The 22,560-nt window shown below is 58.4% G+C and carries 19 protein-coding genes; 10 read left to right on the top strand and 9 right to left on the bottom strand.

What is annotated here, in order from left to right; genetic code table 11:
• Positions 1-25: 25 nt before the first annotated feature.
• The 5 genes from PY649_RS18760 to PY649_RS18740 all read right to left on the bottom strand — a co-directional run bounded on the left by PY649_RS18760 (position 26) and on the right by PY649_RS18740 (position 6,635).
• A complete protein-coding gene (locus PY649_RS18760; RefSeq protein WP_285870112.1) occupies positions 26-1,330 on the bottom strand; it encodes a heparin lyase I family protein in 1,305 nt (434 codons plus the stop codon).
• Positions 1,331-1,952: 622 nt separating this feature from the next.
• A complete protein-coding gene (gene repC / locus PY649_RS18755; RefSeq protein ID WP_285870111.1) occupies positions 1,953-3,284 on the bottom strand; it encodes a plasmid replication protein RepC in 1,332 nt (443 codons plus the stop codon).
• Positions 3,285-3,675: 391 nt separating this feature from the next.
• Positions 3,676-4,710, bottom strand: a complete 1,035-nt coding sequence (gene repB / locus PY649_RS18750) for a plasmid partitioning protein RepB (RefSeq protein ID WP_285870110.1) — start codon at positions 4,708-4,710, stop codon at positions 3,676-3,678.
• Positions 4,707-5,930 carry a plasmid partitioning protein RepA gene (gene repA / locus PY649_RS18745; RefSeq protein ID WP_285870189.1) on the bottom strand — a complete coding sequence of 408 codons (1,224 nt, stop codon included), beginning with the start codon at positions 5,928-5,930 and terminating at the stop codon, positions 4,707-4,709. The genes repB and repA overlap by 4 nt, the downstream gene beginning before the upstream one ends.
• A 351-nt stretch (positions 5,931-6,281) precedes the next feature.
• On the bottom strand, positions 6,282-6,635 hold the full coding sequence (locus PY649_RS18740; RefSeq protein WP_285870109.1) for a DUF488 domain-containing protein: 354 nt from the start codon (positions 6,633-6,635) through the stop codon (positions 6,282-6,284).
• Between the two features lie 214 nt (positions 6,636-6,849).
• Here PY649_RS18740 and ltnD point away from each other — a divergent pair, with 214 nt between their 5' ends.
• Positions 6,850-7,788 (top strand): L-threonate dehydrogenase, encoded by a 939-nt coding sequence (ltnD, locus tag PY649_RS18735; RefSeq protein ID WP_285870108.1) that lies wholly within the window; start codon positions 6,850-6,852, stop codon positions 7,786-7,788.
• Between the two features lie 77 nt (positions 7,789-7,865).
• Here ltnD and PY649_RS18730 read toward each other — a convergent pair whose 3' ends face one another.
• Complete coding sequence (locus tag PY649_RS18730; protein ID WP_285870107.1) at positions 7,866-8,336, bottom strand: MarR family winged helix-turn-helix transcriptional regulator; 471 nt, start codon at positions 8,334-8,336, stop codon at positions 7,866-7,868.
• A 149-nt stretch (positions 8,337-8,485) separates the two neighbouring features.
• Here PY649_RS18730 and PY649_RS18725 point away from each other — a divergent pair, with 149 nt between their 5' ends.
• From PY649_RS18725 to PY649_RS18715, 3 genes are all read left to right on the top strand, one after another.
• Complete coding sequence (locus PY649_RS18725) at positions 8,486-8,773, top strand: hypothetical protein (RefSeq protein ID WP_285870106.1); 288 nt, start codon at positions 8,486-8,488, stop codon at positions 8,771-8,773.
• Between the two features lie 121 nt (positions 8,774-8,894).
• The gene (locus PY649_RS18720) at positions 8,895-9,272 is read left to right on the top strand and encodes a hypothetical protein (protein ID WP_285870105.1); all 378 of its coding nucleotides are present in this window, start codon (positions 8,895-8,897) and stop codon (positions 9,270-9,272) included.
• A gap of 197 nt (positions 9,273-9,469) precedes the next feature.
• Entirely contained in the window at positions 9,470-10,696 is a 1,227-nt protein-coding gene (locus PY649_RS18715; protein WP_285870104.1) for an SLC13 family permease, read from the top strand.
• 61 nt (positions 10,697-10,757) lie between these two features.
• Here PY649_RS18715 and PY649_RS18710 read toward each other — a convergent pair whose 3' ends face one another.
• Together PY649_RS18710 and PY649_RS18705 are read right to left on the bottom strand one after the other, a co-directional pair.
• Complete coding sequence (locus tag PY649_RS18710; protein ID WP_285870103.1) at positions 10,758-11,753, bottom strand: Tim44 domain-containing protein; 996 nt, start codon at positions 11,751-11,753, stop codon at positions 10,758-10,760.
• 232 nt (positions 11,754-11,985) lie between these two features.
• The gene (locus tag PY649_RS18705; protein WP_285870102.1) at positions 11,986-12,744 is read right to left on the bottom strand and encodes a winged helix-turn-helix domain-containing protein; all 759 of its coding nucleotides are present in this window, start codon (positions 12,742-12,744) and stop codon (positions 11,986-11,988) included.
• Between the two features lie 284 nt (positions 12,745-13,028).
• Between PY649_RS18705 and kdpF the strand changes: the two genes are divergently transcribed.
• The 6 genes from kdpF to PY649_RS18675 all read left to right on the top strand — a co-directional run bounded on the left by kdpF (position 13,029) and on the right by PY649_RS18675 (position 21,161).
• Entirely contained in the window at positions 13,029-13,124 is a 96-nt protein-coding gene (kdpF, locus tag PY649_RS18700) for a K(+)-transporting ATPase subunit F (protein ID WP_285870101.1), read from the top strand.
• 134 nt (positions 13,125-13,258) lie between these two features.
• The gene (kdpA, locus tag PY649_RS18695; protein ID WP_285870100.1) at positions 13,259-14,962 is read left to right on the top strand and encodes a potassium-transporting ATPase subunit KdpA; all 1,704 of its coding nucleotides are present in this window, start codon (positions 13,259-13,261) and stop codon (positions 14,960-14,962) included.
• A gap of 12 nt (positions 14,963-14,974) precedes the next feature.
• Positions 14,975-15,646, top strand: coding sequence for a potassium-transporting ATPase subunit KdpC (kdpC, locus tag PY649_RS18690; RefSeq protein ID WP_285870099.1), 672 nt, complete (start codon positions 14,975-14,977; stop codon positions 15,644-15,646).
• A gap of 15 nt (positions 15,647-15,661) precedes the next feature.
• Positions 15,662-17,740, top strand: a complete 2,079-nt coding sequence (gene kdpB / locus PY649_RS18685; RefSeq protein WP_285870098.1) for a potassium-transporting ATPase subunit KdpB — start codon at positions 15,662-15,664, stop codon at positions 17,738-17,740.
• Between the two features lie 42 nt (positions 17,741-17,782).
• Entirely contained in the window at positions 17,783-20,470 is a 2,688-nt protein-coding gene (locus tag PY649_RS18680) for a sensor histidine kinase (RefSeq protein WP_285870097.1), read from the top strand.
• The gene (locus tag PY649_RS18675) at positions 20,442-21,161 is read left to right on the top strand and encodes a response regulator (protein WP_285870096.1); all 720 of its coding nucleotides are present in this window, start codon (positions 20,442-20,444) and stop codon (positions 21,159-21,161) included. Before PY649_RS18680 ends, PY649_RS18675 begins: the two co-directional genes overlap by 29 nt.
• A 61-nt stretch (positions 21,162-21,222) precedes the next feature.
• On the opposite strand, the gene PY649_RS18670 is transcribed toward PY649_RS18675, so the two are convergent.
• Entirely contained in the window at positions 21,223-22,467 is a 1,245-nt protein-coding gene (locus tag PY649_RS18670; RefSeq protein WP_285870095.1) for a GGDEF domain-containing protein, read from the bottom strand.
• Positions 22,468-22,560: the final 93 nt, after the last annotated feature.

Genomic DNA, 22,560 nt, shown 5'->3' with positions numbered 1-22,560 from the left:
GCCCGTCAAGGGCGACCGGCCTATCCTATTTCCGAGCGGTCTCGATCCTGATCCAGTCCAACTCCAAGGTATCAGAAGACGGTATATAGTCGCGATACTGGCCGATCTTAAACTTTGTCATCGGCGGAGATAATGGGTCAGGCTCGTACCCGATCCTGCCCGTTATCTTGGCGATGAACCTGCCGTCCTGATGAATCTCGATGAATGCGTTGCCGTCGCGGCCCGCCTGCACACGATAGCGCATCTCGACCCACTGCCCTGCCGGCGTCGACAGGACGGGATTGCGCCCGTATTCCACCTTCAAATTGGGTGTGCAAGCTTTGCCGCTGCTGTCTTCCGGCCGGATGGATTGGCAATAGTGCGGCGTGCCATTTCTCCAGACGAGATTGCTTCCTTTTGCGGGCGCCGACGCGATCATGCATCTGCACATGTCATCCTGAACTGTTACATGTAGGATGCCGTCGTCAAAGCGCTGCGCGAGAAACGGGCTCGGCGACCAGCCCTCGAACTCCTGCTCATACCTTTTGTTGATCGGCTCCTGCTTCCATTGCGCCGTTATCCAGCGAATGGAATCCTTATCGTTCAATACATCCTTCGGCATGCGGAACCGGAAGGAATAGACGAGCGGCACGTCGGATCTTCTGAAGAAGGATTTTTGCAGACGAAGCTCTTCACGTTGAATGCATTCGTCCTCCTGATGGGCGGCCTTGACCCGGTCCCAGACGGCTTCGTCGCAATATCGATCAGGCTGGCCCGCCGTCGGCGCCCACCTCGCCTTCGGTTTGGCAAAGAAATTCGTTCCGAGAAACTCCGGTCTGCTGAAGTCTGTCATCAAATAGTGTTGTGCAGCCAGCGTGTCCTGCGGCGTCCTGCAGGCAGGCTCACACCTCTTGCCGCCGAGCGAGGTCTCGTTGACGGTAATTTCGGCAACATAATCTTTCCTGTCGGCAGGATTGGCGGAGAATGTGACAGGCGTATTTGTGTTGTCGATCTGGCAGGAACACCATTGGTTCGGATTGAGCGCCGGCGACCTGAAATCCTCGCGAAGAAGCTCTGCGGCCAAGGTGTTGGACGTGGCTGCGGCAAAAAGCGAAAGAAACATTGCACCAGGCGTCAAACGCCGCATCGTCATTCCCCACAGGTGCGTAATTGCGCCCTTGGAGGAAGTTTTAAACACAGAATTTCGCCAATGGGAATGTAGCCAAAGGACGAAGGCTCGATGTATTCCCGCCGCATCTTCATGGCGCCCCAGCGAGCTCACTTCGTCACCAAAGTGACTGCAATTTTTGCGGCGACTAGTTGGTTTAGGAAACGAGGGAGGGAGGATCATCCCGATAGGTTTAGAGGACTTCTCTTGAGAGCTATCCGCTCCGAATTCTGCTTCATTACCTTGGACGGATGCAAATTTGCGCCGGAGCTAAATGGCTGTTAAATTTAAGGCAAGCCGTCAAACGGAAGCAATCTGAGCATTTACTTCCGCCACCCCCTACTCCCATTGGGCGATCGAATTCCGATTGATAGGGGTGTTCCTGATAGGAAAGATCTGCGGGGTGCGAGAGACCAAGCTGAGACCGATTTGGACAGGGAGAAAGCTACTACAATAATGCCCGAACGCAAAGTGAAATAGGTGACATAATTGATCTTTTGGCGCAGATGTCGCCTGCAACGGCGTCTCAAGCGTTTGATCGACAGAACCTGAAGATCCGCTTCACTTTCCTCATATCGAAGCTTCAGCGCGACTTGCGAAATGAACTGCTCAGCGTCTTCCTCCACTGCCCTGAACAGGCGCCAAGAGGAATCTCGATCTCCGTTATCATCACCGTGGGACAGCCTCTCATGCCTGGTCATGCTCGACGAGGCTTCGGGCCGTAGATTGCGGAGAGAGCGGGCAAGCTCAAGGTCGTTGGCATATCCAATCACCCTTTCCGCCAGGACGCGTGGGACGACATGCTTCATCCCGCATGTCGCTCTAGCAGCCCGCGGGACCGCGCCAAAGCCATCAGCATCGGACCGATAGCGAACTCGCCGCAGTGCGCTCTCCGCGTCAGATGGCGCAGATAACCTCCTGCGGATTTGATGTGCTCGGCTCTTTGCAGCATGCAGGCCATAACGGTCGCCGCATTCTCGGGGCCCATCACGTCGCATGCCTCTTGGTAAACCGACGGACTGATGGCCAACATGGAACGAATGACGATTGCCGCCGTCATGAGGTCACGCCAGCTCTCAACTTTGCCGCTGGAGCCGTATGACACAACATCGGGGCAGGCCTGGATGACGAGACCGAGTGGGAATGATTTGAGCGGCGCAGATCTCGACGCTTGGACGGTCGTACCTGTCAGCTGTTCAGGTTCGGATAGGGCTGATTGAGGCGTGTCGGCTGTGCGTGCTGTCGGGTGTGACAGGTTCTCCTCGCGCTGGCATTGGCTGCTGACAGGTTCCTTCGTCAAATCCGGAGCGGAATTTGTGCCCGCGCATGGTTCAGATTCAAAAATGTTTTTAAGATTTGTATTCTGTATATGGCGCTCAGTTTGGGATTCTTTGGCGCTTTGTTTTTGTGTTTCCAGTCGTCTTTCCAATCGGATAAGCACTTCGCCGCGTAGCATCTCGAGTTCTTCAAGAACTGCGGTTAAATCGCTGATGTGCGGGGTGCGCGGTATCGTTCCGGCAATGGACTGGAAGGTTGATTGGATCATTAACCAATCGTCGGGTGCTTGTTCATCGAGCGCGATCTCGATCAGTTTCGCGATGTCGCGGCGGCAGATGGAGAGACGTTCTTTGGTGATACGCAAGCGGTCGCGATCGGCAGCGATCCGGGCGGCATGAGCAAAGATTTCGTCGGCACGTGCAACGAGAGCCGCCAAGCTGAAACCGAAGGCCTCATCGATCTCCCCTTTCCGATCCCGCCTGGCATATCGTTTTCCGTTCGGGCTGTCTTTTCGGATGAGCAATCCTGCGTTAACCAGTGCGGCGAGATGGCGCCTCAAGGTCGCGGGAGCAATTCCATGGGCCCGCAGCGACAATTGCGCATTGGATGGAAAGATCACCAGGCCGTTTTCCTGCGACAGAGTATTTTCCGGATAGAAGCTCAGCAGCGCATTCAAGACGGCAAGCGCGCGATCGGAAACTCCAAACACGGTCCTGGCTTCGCAGAGTGCGCGAAACAGTTTCCACTTGTCGATGGATTTTCCGGGCTCGATATCGCTGGCGTCGTATTGATTTGCCAACATGCCAAGCGTCATCGACCGCCGCCCAAAAGGCGTCGTTACGAAATTTGTGTTGTGCATATCTTCGCCTTTTGATCGCAGGCAAAACGAATACGGCCACCGAAACGACTTCGATGCGTTGACAACTGATTCGGGGGGAGCTATTGATATCTTCGCTACAAGAATGCAAAGGCTCTCGAATGGTTCGCCGTTTGGGGGCCTTTTCTTTTTGCCGTCGCTTACCTTTCTCTCTTCGTTTCAACCATGGTTTCTCGGTGGTTTCACCGAGTTATTCCGCTGATTAAGCGGACACCAAACGGTTCGAAGGTCGCGGCAAAAGAGCAATGATATCTTCGCTACAAGAATGCAAAGGCTCTCGAATGGTTCGCCGTGAGGGCTTCTTCCGTTGATACGTCAATTCCAAAAATCCACGCAGAACGTGGGGATGAAAACCCTGTCAGTTGACAGGGTTTTATGGATCATCCTGTTCGTCGCTCGCATCAAATTTCGCGATAAGCGCCGGCATTTCGCCCTCGATGAAGGCCGCAAACCGCGCTCCGCGCTCGGACTCTGGCACCAGTCGCAGCTCTTTCCTCGAAATCTGAAGCCTTGCCAGGGATTCACCGCGGCGATCGCGAAGATCCCGTCCAAGCGGACGCGCAGCCGCAGGTGTCTTCAGCACACCCATGGCCTGACTGAAGCGCTCATTAGACATCAGCTGCAAAACCCTGTCAGTTGACAGGGCTTTTCTGATGTCGGCCAGCGCATTAGGTTTCGCTTTTAGTGATCCACCGAATTCAACCCATCGCGGCCGTCCGATTTTTGGCGCGCGTCCAATCGCCTGGATGACGTCGATGGGGACGACACGATAGACTGCACGCATGCGCGAAAGCTCCGCGTCGTCGATCCCAAGCGCGGCATAAATGTCTCTCGGTCGGATGCCGGCTTCGTCCATGCGCCATGCAAAAAGCGCGCGTTCGATCCAGCTCAAATCTTGACGCGCAGCATTCTCAATACCTTGCACAACAACAAGGTCTCGATCCGACATCTCCAAAATCAACGCCTTTACGGGGCGTTGGAGCTCACGCGCAGCACGCAAACGGCGATGCCCGTAGATCACCTGATATCGACCCGTAAGCGTCGGGTGATGACGGACCTGTATGGGGATCTTCTGCCCTTCTTCTTCGATGCTCCTTTTGAACTCCGCAAAGGATGCATCGTTGTCGTCGGGAAGCCGGTCGGGGAAAGGCGATGGGTCGATCAAACCAGCGTCGATCTCCGTCGAACCACCCGATCCTGCTTCCAGCATGGCAAGAAGGCGATCGCGCTCGCCCCTAAGGTCGCTGATGGCCTTATGGGTGGCACCAATTACGCCGGCGCCTACACGCGCAGACACCGGGGATTGCGGCGCCTGTTGATCGGGGTTCTTCATAGTATCGGCATTGATGTCGGCTGCGAGCAGGCCAAAGCTTGCTGCGAGCGATGACCTTTTTGGGGGCTTTGTCATCCACGCCCCCAACTGCTTTTTATCAAGTCTAGGATTGCTTCATTTACGGCATCCATAGCATCTCGGGCTCGGCGATGCGTATCGCGGCCGACTTGGCCCATCTCCAGTTCGTAGAGGCTGCGCTTGGCGAGACCAGCGGCCTCGATTGCGGTACTTTCGATCGCGGTTGGCAATATGACATCGTCGCCGAAAAGATGGCGAAGCATGGCCACGACTTGGGACTGAGGCTGGTCATTCGGATCATGACGGGTGATCAAATAGCGGAAAAAATCCTGCCGCAACACGGCACCGCTCTCGCCCAGAACCTGAATAAGATCGCCCATCATCAGAAGGAATTGGCTCATCGAGGATACATCCAGCATCGCCGGGTGCACTGTCACGACCATCCCTGTCGACGCATGAATGGCGCTAAGCGTCAGAAAACCGAGGGAAGGGGGAGTGTCCAGAATCACCACGTCGTAGCGATCGTCGACCTCATTCAGGGCGAGCTTCAGGCGCTCAAAAAACATTCCTTCGCGGCTGCCCAGTCGCTGGGCGAGGATACGAGGGGTCTCGTGCTCATATTCCATTACTTCGAGATTACCCGGAATAAGATCAATGCCATCGAAATAGGTCTGATGGATAATCTCCTGCATCGGTCGACGTTCGTCGTCATATCGCAGGGCAGCGTAGATAGTCTCGTTTGCTTGCACATCGAGCTCGGGTTGGAAACCGAACATCGCGGAAAGTGAGGCCTGCGGATCGAGATCGATCGCGAGGACACGATAGCCATGGAGCGCGAGATATTGCGCAAGATGGACGCTGGTCGTCGTCTTCGCACTGCCACCCTTGAAGTTTGCAACCGCAAGCACCTGGAGATGCTCCCTATCTTGCCGATAGGGGAGAAACCGCAACGCGTCCGAAGGCTTTTGCTCGGCAAACATGGTACGCAGCTCATTGATCTGCTGCAGCGTATAGGCGCGGTGGTTGTTTTCAAGCCTGCTTGGGACTGGCCCGCGGCCCTCATTGGATAATAGCTTCAGGGTTGAATCGGGAATGGAGGTCAGTTTGGAGACTTCATTCGTCATGAAGTGCCGGAGACTCTTTTTTGCCCTCGGGGGATACATACGTGTCCGCAGCGCCTGGAGCTGGTTCGAAAGCATACCGGCGTGCCGGACGATCTTGGTCGCAGCATCCTCGGAAAAAGTAGCTTCCTGCTCGATTTGTCTTGTTAGCGCCATCTGTCCCTCTTGGCGGTCTACAGTCGTTCTATCGACCACCGCCCGCTAACAAAGGACATGATTCTGCGTTTACGTCCAGCAAAATAAGGTTTGCGTTATCTTAACGCCATCGCTCGGCAAAAAATGAAAAGCCAATTTCCATCATGTTTCCCGTATGTTAGCTATGCTACCGACTGAAGCGGGCGGCTACGTTAGAGCTTTGGCGTAGATAGCGGCGGTTGCATTCGAGCGGCAGAATTATCCTTCGAGCAGCCGTTAACATAGTGAGTCGCGACTCGCTCTTTGTGACGACTATGGTGGATAACACCAATCTCCTGACTATCCCGCGGCGCGCCAAGAAATAGCTGCGGGCTATGAGCGGTGAGCTTTCAGAAATTCCAAAAGCACGACTGCGTGGTTGTGTACAGGATCCTTTGCGCCGTAGACCAGCGTCACGGGCCCGTCTAAATGGAGCAGCGTCTGCACAGCCGGGTTCGATGCCAGCTCTTGCCGGTAGCTTTCGCGAAAGTCCGCGAATCGTTCCGGCTTATGACCAAACCACTTCCTGAGTTCAGGCGATGGGGCCACATCCTTGATCCAGTCAGCGAGCTTCGCTTCGCCCTTAGAGAGGCCGCGTGGCCACAGCCGATCAATGAGCACTCTATGCCCGTCGTCGTTTGCGGGTTCCTCATATACGCGTTTCAGCTTCAAGAGCGAGGGAGCCATCCAAAAACCCTTACCATCTCAGACCATGCCGCCGCCAATGTAAGCCAAGCGTTTACAGCGGCAATCGGTATTGAGTATATCCGACTGTCACGAAAAGGGGACTGCTCGCGCGACAACATTACCCTCGCCTGGTACAGGGCGGATCGGTAACGTCGGGAGATTGAGCCGCGTTTTCGTACGGGTTCTGGAATACCGCCAGTGAGGAGGATGATCGATGGCAGCCCATGCAGACAATAGAGACAGCCAGCCCAAAATAGCCGTGATAGGTCTCGGCTCCATGGGCCTCGGCATGGCGCTGTCGCTTCGAAAGGCCGGGCTGGACGTGACCGGTTTCGATGTCTCCGCGGCATCGATGGATCGATTTCTAGGGGAGGGCGGCAGATGCGGGCTGACCCCGGCCGAGGCCGCCGAAGGAGCCGACATTGTCGTTTCCGTGGTCGTCAATGCTGCACAAACCGAGGCGGTGCTTTTCGGTGAGGACGGCGTCGCGGCGGCAATGTCACCTGCCGGCGTTTTCATATCCTCGGCGACGATGGATCCTGCCATCGCCAGGAAGTTGGCTGAACGGCTGGAAAAAGACGGCCGGCACTATCTCGATGCGCCGATATCCGGGGGTGCCGCAAGGGCTGGGAGCGGCGAACTTACCGTCATGGCATCAGGTTCGACCACAGCTTTCGAAAAGGCGCGGCCGGCACTCAATGCCATGGCGTCGAAAGTCTACGAACTTGGGCCGACGGCCGGCACAGGGGCCGCGTTCAAGATGATCAACCAGCTCTTGGCCGGCGTCCACATTGCAGCCGCATGCGAGGCAATCAGCCTTGCAGCCAAGCAGGGCCTTGATCTGAATATGGTCTACGAAGTCATCACGGCGTCGGCCGGCAATTCATGGATGTTTGAAAACCGCATTCCGCATGTGCTGTCGGGCGATTACAGCCCGCTCAGCGCCATCGAAATCTTCGTCAAGGATCTAGGGATCGTTCAGGATATGGCGCGCGCCGAACGATATCCGGCACCGATTGCGGCCGCTGCGCTGCAAATGTATCTGGCCGCAGCCGGTGCCGGCATGGGGCGGGATGACGATGCTTCCGTCGCCCGGGTCTATGCGCAACTTTCCGGGGCGACCCTGCCTGCAAAGCAGAATCGCAAACCCTGACGCCATCGCGGGGCGCTGGAATTCAATCGGCCTGGCTGACTGAAACGGAACGGAGCGGGGCCGCACAAGAACTTGCGTCAGCCCAACTTTGCCAAATGACGCAGCCTTTTGAGAGATTCGATCAGCAGTTGCTCGTTTGCCAGCATCCCTCGCAAATGGGTTTTTGCCAAACGCTCGACCAACGCATCTCCTTGAGGAGTGAGGCCGACGAGCACGCTTCGCTTGTCTTCGGGTGAGGGGATGCGCAATGCGAGTCCCGCCGTCGTGAGCCTGTCCACGAGCTGCACGGCGCCGTGGTGCTTAATAAGCATTTGATCGGCAAGATCTCGCACCATGATCTGGCCTCGCGGCGCAACCTTGATGACCAATAGTGCCTGGTATTGCTGAGACGTCACTCCTGCTTCGGAAACGGCTGCCTCGCTGAATGAAAGAAACCGCCGCATGACAAGGCGCACACCCGCAAGACCTTCGTAGACGCCAGGATCGAGTGCTTCATCGGCCGATGATTCATATTTGCTTGGGCGCTTGAGCCGCTTCCCGGGAGACATTCCAAAATTTCCTTTATTTGCATCATATCATGATATATTTTTTAATCGTATCCGCCAGTAGAGGAGCGGGGCGGGCTCCATGCCGGGATACTGCAACCGTTATGGTTGCAAAGCATATCTTAAATCTCGGCGGTTGAAAGGGTCAGCACATGGACGACCTTAATGTCAGCATCGACGGCTCAATCGTCTTGGATCGCGACGTGCGATTTTTTGGGACGTTGACCGGCACCTTGACGGTTCCGTCTGGTCGCCGGTTCGAACTCCACGGAAGTGTTGGTAAGGATCTCATTGTCGAGAAGGGCGCGGCCGCAATCGTTGCCGGAATAGTTCACGGCACGCTTATCAATAAAGGCGGAGATGTCTTGTTGACGGGCGTTGCGAAGAACTTGGAGGATCGTGATCCCGCCAAGCCCACAAAGAGGGAAGCTATTTCCTGAATGTTTCAACCAGCTTTATTGGGCGCTATACATTGACTACCACTGATACAGATTGCAGAAGATGCGGAAGGAAAGCCGTGGTGCCGGCAGCAACCCGCCTCCCATCGTAAGGCGTCAACGGATGACAGCGAATTTGTGTCAACCGAATGAAGCGATAAGTGAAGCTCGTTTTCTTGGGCCGCTCACCCGTACATTGCTAAAGTACCGCAATCGCATGAATAGATTCAGAAATGCATTTCTCATATTTCCTATGCTGGCGGTTTCGGCATATGCCGAAACGCCGCGAGCAATTCCTGTTACAGATCGCGCAGCCGATTGCACCGAGGTCGTGGAAAAAGCCCTGGCGAAGACAGGAGGGCGGCTCCTGTCGTTTCGTCCAGGCAAGAAAAAATGCACCGTCGTCATTCTCCTTCAAAAAGAAGGTGAGCGCCCGGAAAAACTCGTGTTGCAAATCGATCGCGACCTGGCCGCCGATAATGTGGAACAGCTTCTTAAATGATGCGTCGAAACATAATAGGTGACGGTACGCGGGTCTGCTGCCGCACGTGAAGGCACAGATCGACTGATGACGATACAGGGAATTAATTGAAATCGTTCGTGGATGATCAGGAACAAGAATTGTTCCTGACGGCACGCTAATGGTAGCGTCAGGAACACAGACCGCCGCCTGCCTTGTTCCTCGGAGCCGTTTTTTCAATGACTTATGTCGTTTCTATTCTTTTTGGCCTGACCTATCTCGGGATGGCGCTGGGGCGCGTCCCCGGACTGCGTATCGATCGAGCCGGCATCGCATTGGTCGTCGCCGTCGTGCTCGTAGCGGCCGGTGCGCTTCCGCGCGGCGCGATGGGCGAGGCAATTCACTTCCCGACACTGCTGCTGCTCGCCGGATTGATGATCCTGTCGGCGAGGGTTGGCGCCAGCGGCTTTTACGGCGAGGTCGCCACGTGGATTGCGCGCCAGGCCGAACGGCCGCGCCTGCTCCTGGCCCTGACGATTGCCATCGGCGGCATCCTCTCCGCCTTTCTCGTCAATGACATCGTCGTCTTCGCGATGACCCCGCCACTTTGCGCTGGCCTTGCGGCCCGCAATCTCGATCCTCGCCCCTTCCTACTCGGGCTCGCCGCAGCAAGCAATGCCGGCTCGGCGGCAACCTTGATCGGCAATCCCCAAAATATCCTCATCGGACAGGCAGGTGCGCTCAGTTTCTGGGGTTATTTCGCCGATGCGGCTATCCCGTCGCTTGCCGGACTCATTATCAGCTACGTTTGCGTGGCTTACGTTTGGCGGGCAAGCCTCAAAGCACCGTCAACAGATGCTCCGTCCGAGGCAGTCTCCTTCGACCGTCTTCAGGTGGGCATATGCGGTGCGGCGCTGCTTCTGTTGCTCATTTTGTTTGCCTCGCCTCTGCCACGGGAGATCTCCGCTCTTCTCGTCGCCGCGGCACTGATTATCAGCCGCACGCTCCCGAGCAGGCAGCTGCTCGACGAAATCGACGTGCCTTTGCTAATCCTGTTTGCGGCGCTGTTCGTTATCAACGATGCATTTGCCCGAACCGGAATTCCGGAAGAGGCCGTGCGCACACTCGCGAGCTATAACCTGCTGCCCGATCGCGTCTCTTCCCTGGTGCCGATTTCGCTGCTTCTCAGCAATACGATCGGCAATGTTCCCGCCGTCGTGATGATCCTGAAGGTTTGGCACGGAATCCCGGAAGGGACCTTGGTAGGGCTTGCCATTCTTTCCACGCTTGCCGGCAATCTGCTGCTCGTCGGAAGCCTCGCCAACCTGATCGTCGCCGAACGGGCGGCCGTCCAGGGCGTACGGGTCACATTTCGCGATCACGCAAAGGCCGGACTGCCGATGACGATCCTTTCCATGCTTGTCGCGGGCCTCTGGCTTTGGATCGGCGGCTATATGCCGCTGTAGCCATCTGGACGAAGTGGATAACCGAGCAGGTCAGCCGGACGTATCGAACTACAACGCAGGATTAGGCGTGGTGAAGCTCCGTTCCCTGGATGGCCGAAAGCTTCCAGTTAGAACCCGGCTTGCGCACGAAGGTCCAAACCTCGGTCGTTTCCGAGGCATTGCGATCGTCGCCATCGACCAGTCGGCCGGTCGTGCGATCGACGAGCGCGTCAATGCTGGAATAGCGCATTGACAGGGTGGCATATTCGGCATTGTCCTCGCGCCAGGCTTCGGCGATGTCGCCCTGCAGCAGGCGAACATTGGTGACGCTGTTGCGGACGCCTTTGGTTGCGTTCTCGCCAAGCTCCTCGGCCAGATAGGACATCGCCTCAGGCGTCGTCAGCCGGCGCAGGGTGCCGTAGTCCTCGGAACCATAGGCCGACTGGATTTCCGTCAGAAGCTGCTCGAATCGGTCGAGATCGGCTTGCGATAGCCCGATCTCGTCATTGGCCTGCCGCGTTCTCGATCCGGTCGCCGCCGTTCCGCCTCCGATCGGCGGAATGGAAAAGGACGGACGCTGCGAAGCGTTGGCATTGTATGAGGCATTCGATCCAGGTGCCGCCGCATAGCGAGTTTGCTGGCGGTTCGTAAAAAACTGTATGGCGAAGCGGATGGCCAAGAAGATCAGGACGACCTGTAGCAGCATGCCGAGGAAACCGAATCCGCCGCCGAATCCGTGGCCGATCAACATGCCGAGGAGACCGCCGGCAATCAGTCCACCGATCATCGACCCGCCGAAACCGTTGAACAGGCCTGGACGCGGCTGCGCGTTGAACGGCGGTTGTGTGGCGGTCTGGGGCTGCGTTCGAGGCGTCATCGTCCGGTCGATCGGCGCGGCCTGCGTCGGGGCTGTCCGCGTTATGGCGGGAGCATCGAAGGTTCGCGTTCCGCGGCTACCGAAGCCGCCGAACCCACCGGCGCGACGTGCGTTGGCATCGTCAAAGCTTGCGAGGCACGAGGCGGCGGCAAGCACGACGATGGCGGCGATCTGAGCAAAACGCGGTACTGCACTGAACATTGGTTCTTCCGTCCTTAGGCAGAAAGATGATCTGCGGGATATATAGGGTCGTCATTTTGCGATTATAAGTCGGCGGAAAGGTGTCGGCTTGGAGAAGGCGAGCCAACCCCCTCAATTTGCGAGCAAATTTGCCGACTGCACAGCAGTGATTTCAGGTCAATGACGGTGCGCTGCCGTCGACCATCGTGGTCCAGCGCACTGTCCGTTGCTAAGCCGAAGCGACACAACAATTCTAGTCGCAGCAAAGCATGTAACCGACCCCGGGCTGAGTCAGCAAATATTTCGGTTTCGCCGGATTTGCTTCGATCTTGCCACGGATCTGCGAGACGTAGACGCGGACATACTGGATGTCGACCTTTTTGCTCCAAAGCTGGGAAACTAGATACCGATGCGTCAACACTTTTCCGGCGTGCCGAGCAAGGATGTACAAGAGATCGAATTCCTTGCGCGAAAGCGAGACAGCGAGGTCTCCAACGCTAAGGGCTCGCTTATCGACGTCGAGGTGAAGCTCCCCGATATGAAGGGACGTCTTCTGTTCCGATCGTACTGACCGACGGCGCAACCCCACACGAATGCGTGCTAGAAGTTCTTCCATATCGAATGGCTTCGCCATGAAATCGTCGGCCCCGGCGTCGAGAGCCGCCACCTTCATGTGCGTCTCGTTCACGCGCGAGGCAGCAAGGATAGGAGTCTCGCTGAAAATCTCGCGGAGTTCCCTCACCAATGCCGATCCTTCGATGTCCGGACGTGTAAGGCCAAGCACGATAAAATCTGGCTCCATAGGTGCCAGCTGTATGACCTGTGCCAGGGATATGGCCGTCAAGGTTCTGTAGCCCATTGAGCTAAATGCCAGTTGCAAGCCCTGCTCAGTTTCGGGTTCACGATCGACAACAAGTATTTTAGGGGCGTCTACTAACATTGCAGCTCGGTTTAACAATCGCCTCAACGCGGGCGCGCAAAAGCTCCGCTTTCGATCAATATCAAGCTGCATGTCAGGATGATGCTTTGTTTTCGCGGTCTTTATAAGGACGGCATAAACATTGTATTGCGTCCGGCCCCGGTCCTTACACCATCTTTATGTATTGCCATAAAAACTCGGCACTAACCTTATACGCGACGCAATAGATGATTGTCGGCAATTCTGATCCTTCAAGGAGTCGACAATATGTGCTCGCTTTACGCCTGGCAGTTGGCATCTGCCCGATTTTTCCTCCCGCCAGGACATTCGGCCAACTCGTTGCGCCTGATCCATCGGTCCCCGGGAGAGATACTGTCATGACGCCTTCGATCATGATCTGGCTGGCCGGCCTCTGCGCACTCGGCCTCTTCGTTTATCTGTTTTACGCCCTCGTGAAGCCAGAGCGCTTCTGAGGACGGAACAGACATCGCAACAACCAACTTGGTGGCAACTATGGGCGACCTCGTATTCGTGGCGGTGACGCTTGTCTTTTTCGTATTCACAGCAGGGTTCATCGTAGCCCTGGATCGAATCTGAGGGCGTTCACATGGCACAAGACATCACTCAATTCGTCCTCATCCTTGCGATCATGACCGGGCTGGTCGTGGTCCTTGGCAAATGGATGACGCATCTTTTCACCAGCCCGGCGCACAATTTCGTCGAACGCGGCACCTACCGCATTCTCGGCGTCGACCCCGCGGAAAAAATGTCATGGCGACGCTATGGCATGGTTCTGCTGGTCAGCAACGGCGCAATGATGCTGCTCGGGTACCTCTTCCTGCGGCTGCAGCAATACCTGCCGGGTGACTCGCTGGTGCGCGCATCTCAGGGGTCGGACCTGGCCTTCAACACGGCCGCATCCTTCATCACCAACACAAATTGGCAGTCCTATTCCGGTGAAACGAGCCTTTCGAACTTCTCGCAGATGGCTGTCATCACGTTTCTTATGTCCGTGAGCGCCGCGACCGGCGTGGCAGCCGCGGGCGGTTTTATCCGCGGGCTGAGCCGCAGGAGCGCTGCCGACATCGGTAACTATTGGGTCGACTTCACCCGCGTGACCTACCGCCTGCTGCTTCCTATCTGCCTGGTCATGGCGCTTGTCTATGTTTGGCAGGGCATGCCGCAGACGCTTAACGCCGATGTAGTTGCCGCTACGCTCGAAGGTGCCAAGCAGCAGATCATCCTCGGTCCGGTTGCGAGCCTTGAGTCGATAAAGCATATCGGCACCAACGGTGGCGGCTTCTTCTCTATGAACGCCGCGCATCCGTTCGAAAACCCGACTCCTCTCACCAACACGCTGCATATCCTCAGCATGTTGCTGATCCCGTCGGCTCTCACCTACACTTTCGGCGCCATGATCCTGCGCCGCCGGCAGGGCTGGGCATTCTTTGCCGCCTTCCTGGTCATGTTCCTGGGATTCCTCACCCTCGTCTACAGCGCCGAACAAAGCGGCAATCCGCTGCTCGCTTCGTTTGGGGTCGACCAGACCCATACGCCACTTCAGGCCGGCGGCAATATGGAAGGCAAAGAGCTGCGCTTCGGCATCGCCCAGACCAGCCTGTTCGTGACCACCACGACGGCGGCGACCACCGGTTCGGTCGACGCGATGCACTCGTCGCTCACTCCGCTCGGCGGCCTGGTGCCGATCGCGCAGATGATGCTGAACAACGTCTTCGGCGGCGACGGTGTCGGTCTGATCAACCTCGTGACCTACGCGATCCTGACGGTCTTCCTGGTCGGGATGATGATCGGGCGCACACCGGAGTTCCTCGGGAAGAAAGTCGAAGCTCGCGAAATGAAGTACGTCATGCTCGCCGTGCTGGCCCATCCCTTCAGCATCCTCGGCTTCACAGCACTCGCATGCTTGGTGCCGTCGACGCTTGCCAGCCTGGCGAACATGGGCCCGCATGGCTTCAGCGAGGTGCTGTACGCCTATACCTCTGGAACGGCCAACAACGGTTCGGCTTTTGCCGGCCTCAATGCCAATACACCGTTCTTCAACACGACGATCGGCCTGGCCATGCTGATCGGACGCTATCTGACGCTGCTGCCGATGCTGGCCGTAGCCGGTGTGATGGCGGCCAAGAAGACCATTCCGGAAGGGCCGGGAACACTGTCGACGGCAACGCCCCTGTTCACCGGCCTGCTCGTCTTCGTGATCATCGTCGTCGGCGGTCTGACATTCCTGCCAGCACTCGCTCTCGGCCCGATCGTCGAGCATCTGATGATGCTCTCCGGCACGACCTTTTAAGGACGAACTTCCATGCAAGCCACATTTAATGCAACCGAACCAGTTACTCGATCCGCAACCCGCGGCATAGTGCGTCCAGCACTGGTATCCGCGGTCTTCTTCATGGTCGTGACCGGCATCGCCTATCCTTTGGCGACGACCGGCCTGGCAAAGCTGCTCTTTCCCGCCCAGGCGGACGGAAGCCTGATCATGCAGAATGATCAGGTGGTCGGCTCAGAGGTCATCGGCCAATATTTCGTCAAGCCGGACTATTTCCACGGCCGGCCGAGCGTGACATCCGGCACCGATCCGAACGATCCGTCCAAGACTGTCGATCAGCCCTACAACGCCGGCTCGAGCGCGGCCAGCAACCAGGGCGCGATCAGCAAGAAGCTGCTGGACGCCGTAGCCGACCGGACCAAGGCCTATCGCCAGGAAAACGCGCTTGCGCCGGACGCTCCGGTCCCCGTCGACGCCGTTACAGCCTCCGGCTCAGGCCTCGATCCGCATATCTCGGTCGCCAACGCCAGGCTGCAGGCGGCACGCGTTGCCAAGGCGCGTGGGCTGCCGGCGGAAAACGTGCTGGAACTGGTGGACCAGAACACGAGCGGCTCGCAGCTCGGCATCCTCGGTGATCCGAGGGTCAACGTTCTCGAACTCAATCTCGCACTGGATGCGGCCACAGCCCGTCCAGCCGCGAAGTAAGAAAGCAATGTCATCATGTCACAAGTAGACGCAACGGCGCATGGCGCAAGTATCGTCAGTAAGCCCAAGCCGGTCGAGTGGACCTCGGTGATCGGCGAGGCGTTCAAAAAGTTGTCTCCTCGGGTGCAGGTTAAAAACCCGGTGATGTTCGTCGTCTATCTCGGCAGCATTGTTGCAACCCTTCTCTGGATTCAGGCCCTTCGAGGCAATGGTGAGGCTCCCTCTGGCTTCATTTTCGCCATCGCCGTCTGGCTCTGGTTCACGGTCCTTTTCGCCAACGCCGCGGAAGCCTTGGCGGAGGGCCGGGGCAAGGCGCAGGCCGATGCGCTTCGCGCGACGCGCCAAAGGGTCGTCGCGCGGGTTCTGAAGGAGCCGAAGCGCGAGAGCGAATCCTGGCTGACGCCGAGCAACGAACTCGACGTCGGTGTCCATCTGCTGGTCGAGACCGGCGAAATCATCCCGACCGACGGCGAGGTGGTTCAAGGTGCGGCTTCGGTCGACGAGTCCGCCATCACCGGTGAATCCGCTCCCGTGATCCGCGAGGCGGGCGGTGACTTCTGCTCGGTTACCGGCGGCACCCGCGTCCTGTCCGACTGGATCGTCATGCGCGTGACGGCGAAGCCCGGCGAGGCGTTCCTCGACCGCATGATCGCCATGGTGGAAGGCGCCAAGCGCGGTAAGACGCCGAACGAGATCGCGCTCACGATTCTGCTCGTCGCGCTTACCCTGATCTTCCTCCTGGTCTGTGTGACGCTTTTGCCGTTCTCGGGCTTCGGCACGATCGTCAACGGCTCTGGATCCGTGGTGACGATCACCGTGCTCATAGCGCTGCTGGTCTGCCTGATCCCGACGACGATCGGCGCCTTGCTGTCGGCGGTCGGCATCGCCGGGATGAGCCGGATGATGAAGGCCAACGTGCTTGCGACATCGGGGCGCGCGATCGAGGCGGCCGGCGACGTCGATGTTCTGCTTCTCGACAAGACCGGCACGATTACGCTCGGCAATCGCGAGGCCACCAAGTTCTATCCGGCGCCGCGCGTCGACGAGCGCGCGCTCGCCGATGCCGCCCAGCTTGCTTCGCTTGCCGACGAGACACCGGAAGGCCGCTCGATCGTCGTTTTGGCAAAGACCGCCTTCAACATCCGCGGCCGTGAACTTCATGGCGCCGAAGCGATTGCATTTAGTGCCCAGACGCGCATGAGCGGCATCAACATCGACGGCCGCCAGATCCGCAAGGGCGCGGGAAGCGCAATCCGCGCGCATGTCGAGGCGATCGGAGGGGTCTTCCCTCGGGAAGTCACCAGTATCGTGGAGGAAGTTTCCCGGCGCGGCAGCACGCCGCTCGTCGTCAGCGACGGCATCAACGTCCTCGGCGTGGTCGAACTCAAGGACATCGTCAAGGGCGGGATCAAGGAACGTTTCGCGGAATTGCGCGCCATGGGCATCAAAACCGTGATGATCACCGGCGACAACAAGCTGACGGCCGCCGCGATCGCGGCTGAAGCCGGCGTCGACGACTATCTGGCGGAGGCCACTCCCGAGGATAAGCTGCGCCTGATCCGCGAATATCAGGCCGAGGGGCGGCTCGTCGCCATGACTGGCGACGGCACCAACGACGCTCCCGCGCTGGCGCAGGCCGACGTCGCGGTGGCGATGAATAGCGGCACGCAGGCCGCCAAGGAAGCGGGTAACATGGTCGATCTCGACAGCAACCCCACCAAGCTCCTGCGAGTCGTGGAAGTGGGGAAGCAGATGATCATGACCCGCGGCGCGCTGACCACATTCAGTGTCGCAAACGACTTGGCCAAGTACTTCGCCATCATACCGGCGGCCTTCGTCGCGACCTATCCGCCGCTGGCAGCCCTCAACATCATGGGGTTGCACAGCCCTGCGTCGGCGATCCTGTCGGCGGTGATCTTCAATGCCCTCATCATCGTTGTCCTGATCCCGCTTGCCCTGCAGGGCATCAAGTATCGGGCGGAACCGGCCGCGCGTCTGCTGAGTCGCAACCTTTTGATCTACGGATTGGGTGGGATCGTCGCTCCCTTTATTGGTATAAAGCTGATCGACATTCTGCTGACGCCCTTCTTCTGACGGAAGTTCCGAACGAGGGAGACAGCAGTCGTGAGGTAAGTGATGACGGATCAACGACCCGATCCAGACGATCTTCTGGAGGTCGCCAAGGACGAGAACCACCGCTCCAAACGCGGGCAACTGAAGATATTTTTCGGTGCCTGCGCCGGGGTGGGCAAGACCTTTGCGATGCTCCAGGCCGCGCGCCAACTCCAGGCGGACGGCGTGGCGGTGGGGATCGGTGTCGTTGAAACGCATGGGCGAAAAGATACGCAAGAGCTGACGAGCGGGCTTCCCATCTTGCCGCGCAAGATAAACGAGCGCAGCGGGAAGCTCGCCGACGAGTTAGATCTCGATGGCGCCCTGGCCTCGGGATACCAGCTCCTGGTTGTCGACGAATTGGCGCATACCAATATCGCCGGCAGCCGCCACGCCAAGCGCTGGCAGGACGTCGAGGAACTGCTCGATGCCGGAATCGACGTCTATACGGCACTGAACGTCCAGCATCTCGACAGCTTGAACGATATTGTCGGCGGCATCCTCGGGGTGCGCGTCAGGGAAACAGTGCCCGACCGCATTTTCGATGCCGCAACCGATGTCGTCCTTGTCGATCTACCGCCCGACGACCTTCTGGCGCGGATGAATGCTGGGAAGGTCTATCTGCCAGTATCGATCGAGCGCGCCCGTCAGAACTTTTTTCGCCGCGGCAATCTGATCGCCTTGCGCGAACTGGCGCTTCGCCGCGTCGCCGATCGGGTCAACTCCGATGTGCGGACTTACCGCGTCTCGCATGCGATCAAGACGGTCTGGCCCACGCGGGAATTGCTCATAGTCTGCGTCAGCGCCCACCGTTCGCAGGACAGGCTGGTCCGCGAGGGCGCGCGTCTCGCGCAGCGCCTGCAAGCCAAATGGATCGTGGTGCATGTCGACCAGCCATACCATGGTGACGATTCCAACGCCCGCGAGACTCTGCTGAATATCGCCAAGGCCGCTCAGGCGGCAGGGGCTGAGTTCGCGAACCTGCCCGGACAGGATATCGCCGAAACCCTTCTGGATTACGCACGAAAGCGCAACGCGACCAAGCTCATCATCGGCAACCGGGGCGGCCGGCGGCTTTTCTCCTTCCGGCCGCGGCTGCAGGAGCGCATCGCGCAGGCAGATCCGGAAATCGGCGTGATTTTGCTGAGCGTCGACAACAGCCCGGCCGTCAAATTCAGGCTCATGGACGAGCAACATCAGGGCTATGGCCGGATCCTTGCGATCGCCACGCTTGCTTGCGGCGTCACGACCGCGGTCGCCGCCTCGCTGCTGCGTGTTTTCGATCTTTCCAACGTTGTGATGCTGTTTCTGATGACGGTGGTTTTCGTCGCCATGCATCTCGGCCGCGTCGCGGGTGCATGGGCGGCGTTATTATGCGTTGCCTGCTTTGATTTCTTCTTCGTCGAGCCGAGACTGTCATTCGCGGTCACAGATACCCAATATATCTTCACCTTCGCCCTGATGCTTGGCGTGGCCCTGGTCATCAGCCAGCTCGCCGCCCGCATGCGCTCCGAGGCGAGGGTGGCGCGAGCCGGCGAACGCCGCGCATCCGCGCTTGCCCGGATTGCGCGTGACCTGTCGAGCGCGATAAAAGTCGAGCAGGTGATCTCCATTTGCCGCGACGCCATCACGCCCTTGTTCAGGGTGAATGTGGTCCTCCTGGTTCCCGGCGCGAAGGACCGCCTCGTTCCTACGCAGGATGTCGAAGCCGTTGATCTATCCGTGGCGCAATGGGCTTTCGATCACGCCCAAGAGGCGGGTCTTGGAACGCAGACGCTAAATGCGGCCGACGCTCTCTACCTTCCGCTGAAGGCGTCGATGGCCACCAGAGGCGTACTTGCGATCCTGCCGGCGGGGGCGCCTCTACCGAACGATCCCGACGACCGACGTCTGCTGGACGCCTGCTGCTCGTCGATCGGGCTTGCCCTCGAGCGCATCCACTTCGTGGAGGTCGCTCAGGATACGTTGGTCAGGATGGAAGGCGAGAAGCTGCGCAATGCACTGCTCTCAGCGGTATCTCACGACCTCAAGACGCCGCTCACGGCGATCCGCGGGCTGGCCGAGACCCTGGAGCGCACGAGCGAACTCTCTGAAGAAGATCGAAGCGATCTTGCACGCTCCATTCGCATTCAGGCCGACGAACTCAAGAGGCTTGTCAGCAACCTGCTCGATCTCGCTCGGATGCAGAGCGAGGGGGTACGCCTCAACAAGGAATGGCATTCCCTGAGCGAAATCGTCGGCAGCGCGCTGGCACAATCAGCTCAGATCCTGAAGCCAAGGACAATTCGAACCAGCCTGCCGGCCGATTTGCCGCTCGTTGAGGTCGACGCCACGCTCATCGAGCGCGTCTTGATCAATCTGTTCGACAATGCGGCAAAATATACGCCGCCGCCAAGCACCATCACTGTCCGCGGCGTGTCTTCAGGCGATTCGATATACCTGATCGTGGAAGACGACGGTCCCGGCTTGCCGACGACCGACCCCGCGGTGCTCTTCGAACCCTTTACCCGAGGTCGGAAGGAATCGTCGATTGCGGGGGTCGGTCTCGGGCTTGCCCTGTGCCGTAGCATCGTGACGGCCCATGGAGGAAGCATCCGGGTGGCCGCGCGCAAGCCGCATGGCGCAGCCTTTGAAATCCGGCTGCCGCTCGGCGTTCCCCCGGAAATTGAAAGCGAGACAACGCATGATCAAACAGCGCATTCTTATCGTTGAGGACGAAGCCGACATTCGACGCTTCGTCCGCATGGCCCTCGAAAAGGAAGGCATGAACGTGTTCGAAACAGCGACCGGCGAGGAAGCACGGATCAATGCGGTCAGCCGCAAGCCGGATCTCGTCATTGTCGATCTCGGGCTGCCCGATGGAGATGGCAAGGGCTTGATCCGCGATTTGAGGAGCTGGGTATCCGCGCCGATCCTGGTGCTTTCCGCGCGCGAGCAGGAGACGGAAAAGGTGGACGCTCTCGACGCAGGCGCCGATGATTATTTGACCAAGCCCTTCGGCGTTCCGGAGCTGCTCGCCCGGGTACGCGCCCAATTGCGACGCGCGAACGCCGCCTCAAACGGTTCGGCGACGTCACCAATCGCAAGGTTCGGTAAAGTGGTGGTCAATCTTGCTACTCATGAGGTGACGTACGGTGGAGTGCCTATTCATCTTACTCCAAACGAGTACCGGCTGCTTACCGCTCTGATCCGCGGACATGGCAAAGTCCTCACCCATCGCCAACTCCTCATGGAGATTTGGGGCCCCGGTTACGCGGAACGATCGCATTACATCCGGATTTACATGGCTCAACTTAGACAGAAGCTGGAGGAGGACCCATCGCAGCCTGTCCACCTCGTAACGGAATTGCAGGTCGGTTACCGGCTCTCCGGACTGGAGGACTTCAAGGCGAACTTAGCCTGACGATGGCGTGAGCTTGGATTTGACCGCCCAATTTCCTGTCAGCTGCAGGTGTCAATGCTCTTTAAACGACACGACGGATTTGAGGTCCCGAAATTGGATTGTCGGCGCGCTGTGGATGGGCGAATTCGCCGGAATCCTGGGCTTCAATTTCCTGGAGCGATGCAGCGGTCGAGAACGTGCTGACCGTGTTGCGACCGGCACGTTTCGACCGGTAAAGCGCCTGATCCGCCTGATTGAGCAGCGTCGCCAGGTCAGTCCGGGCGTTCGGTGCCATTGAGATGCCGATGCTTAGCGTCGGCTCGGTGCGATCATGGCGCAACCGCGCCGCGTCCTGAAACCGGGTTCTGATCCGCTCCGCGACGAGGAAAGCGGCCTCAAGGTCTGCCCCCCGCAGAAGTACGACGAATTCGTCTCCGCCCTGTCGCGAGATCAAATCCGTCTTTCGGATTTCCGAGCGCATGATCTCCGTCACCAGACACAGGAGCGCGTCGCCTGCATCGTGGCCTTCGCTGTCGTTGACCGCCTTGAATCGGTCCACATCGATCAGGAGGACGCAAGCCGACAGCGAACTGGCACCAGCGGCGTCTTGCGTGTGGCGTTGCGTCATCTCCAGAAGGCCTGCCCTGTTCAATGCACCGGTCAGGGGATCATGCAAGGCCAGCCGCTCCCAGTCTTGTTGGCGGCGTTCGCCGCCAACAAGCAGCATCGTCATCGGGCGCAAGCAAACCACGGTGACGGCAATGAGGGCCAGGAAGATGTGGCCGGAAGGATTGGCGTTCAAAGCGCCGGAAAAAGCCAGGTACGATCGTGCGAGGAAGACGAAGCCGGTCGTCGCGAAAACCGCGGCCAGCGTCCAGGCGGTCTTGAGGTGCTCGTTTCTCGCAATATGCACGCCGACATACGCCACGAAAAATTCACAGGCCGCAAACACGAGGGACATTATGCCGACCCGAACGCCATACCCGGTTTCAGCGTCTCCGAGCAGCAGCGCTCCGAAAAGTGCAGACGCGACAAGACATGGCCAAACGAAAAAGGGGATTGGTCGTTCTGCGAGGGCCCGGGCGCTAATCACCGAAGTCAGGAAACCGGCGATAGTCAGACCGTTGGCGCAGGTTATGGTCACGAATTTCGGCGCCCACTCGAGCGAGGAGTTCGCCGCGAAGCCAAGACCAAGCAGAAGATTGCTGACGCTGCACCACAGGGCCCAACTATCTCTTATACGGACAAGCGCCTTCGCTAAAAGCAAGGCCCCGAGACACAAGCAGATGCAGGCGACGGTGAAATACAACGTGCGAAGGTCAAGCATGATATCCTCAAAACGCTTCGTTCGTACCATAACGAGACACGCTTAAGGTTCTGTGATCATCGACGGGTTCGACGCCCGCCATTATCCACGGCA

The sequence above is a fragment of the Rhizobium mayense genome (assembly GCF_030272705.1).
GTDB classification, from domain to species: domain Bacteria; phylum Pseudomonadota; class Alphaproteobacteria; order Rhizobiales; family Rhizobiaceae; genus Rhizobium; species Rhizobium mayense.
This window is presented reverse-complemented; position numbering and strand designations above follow the sequence as displayed.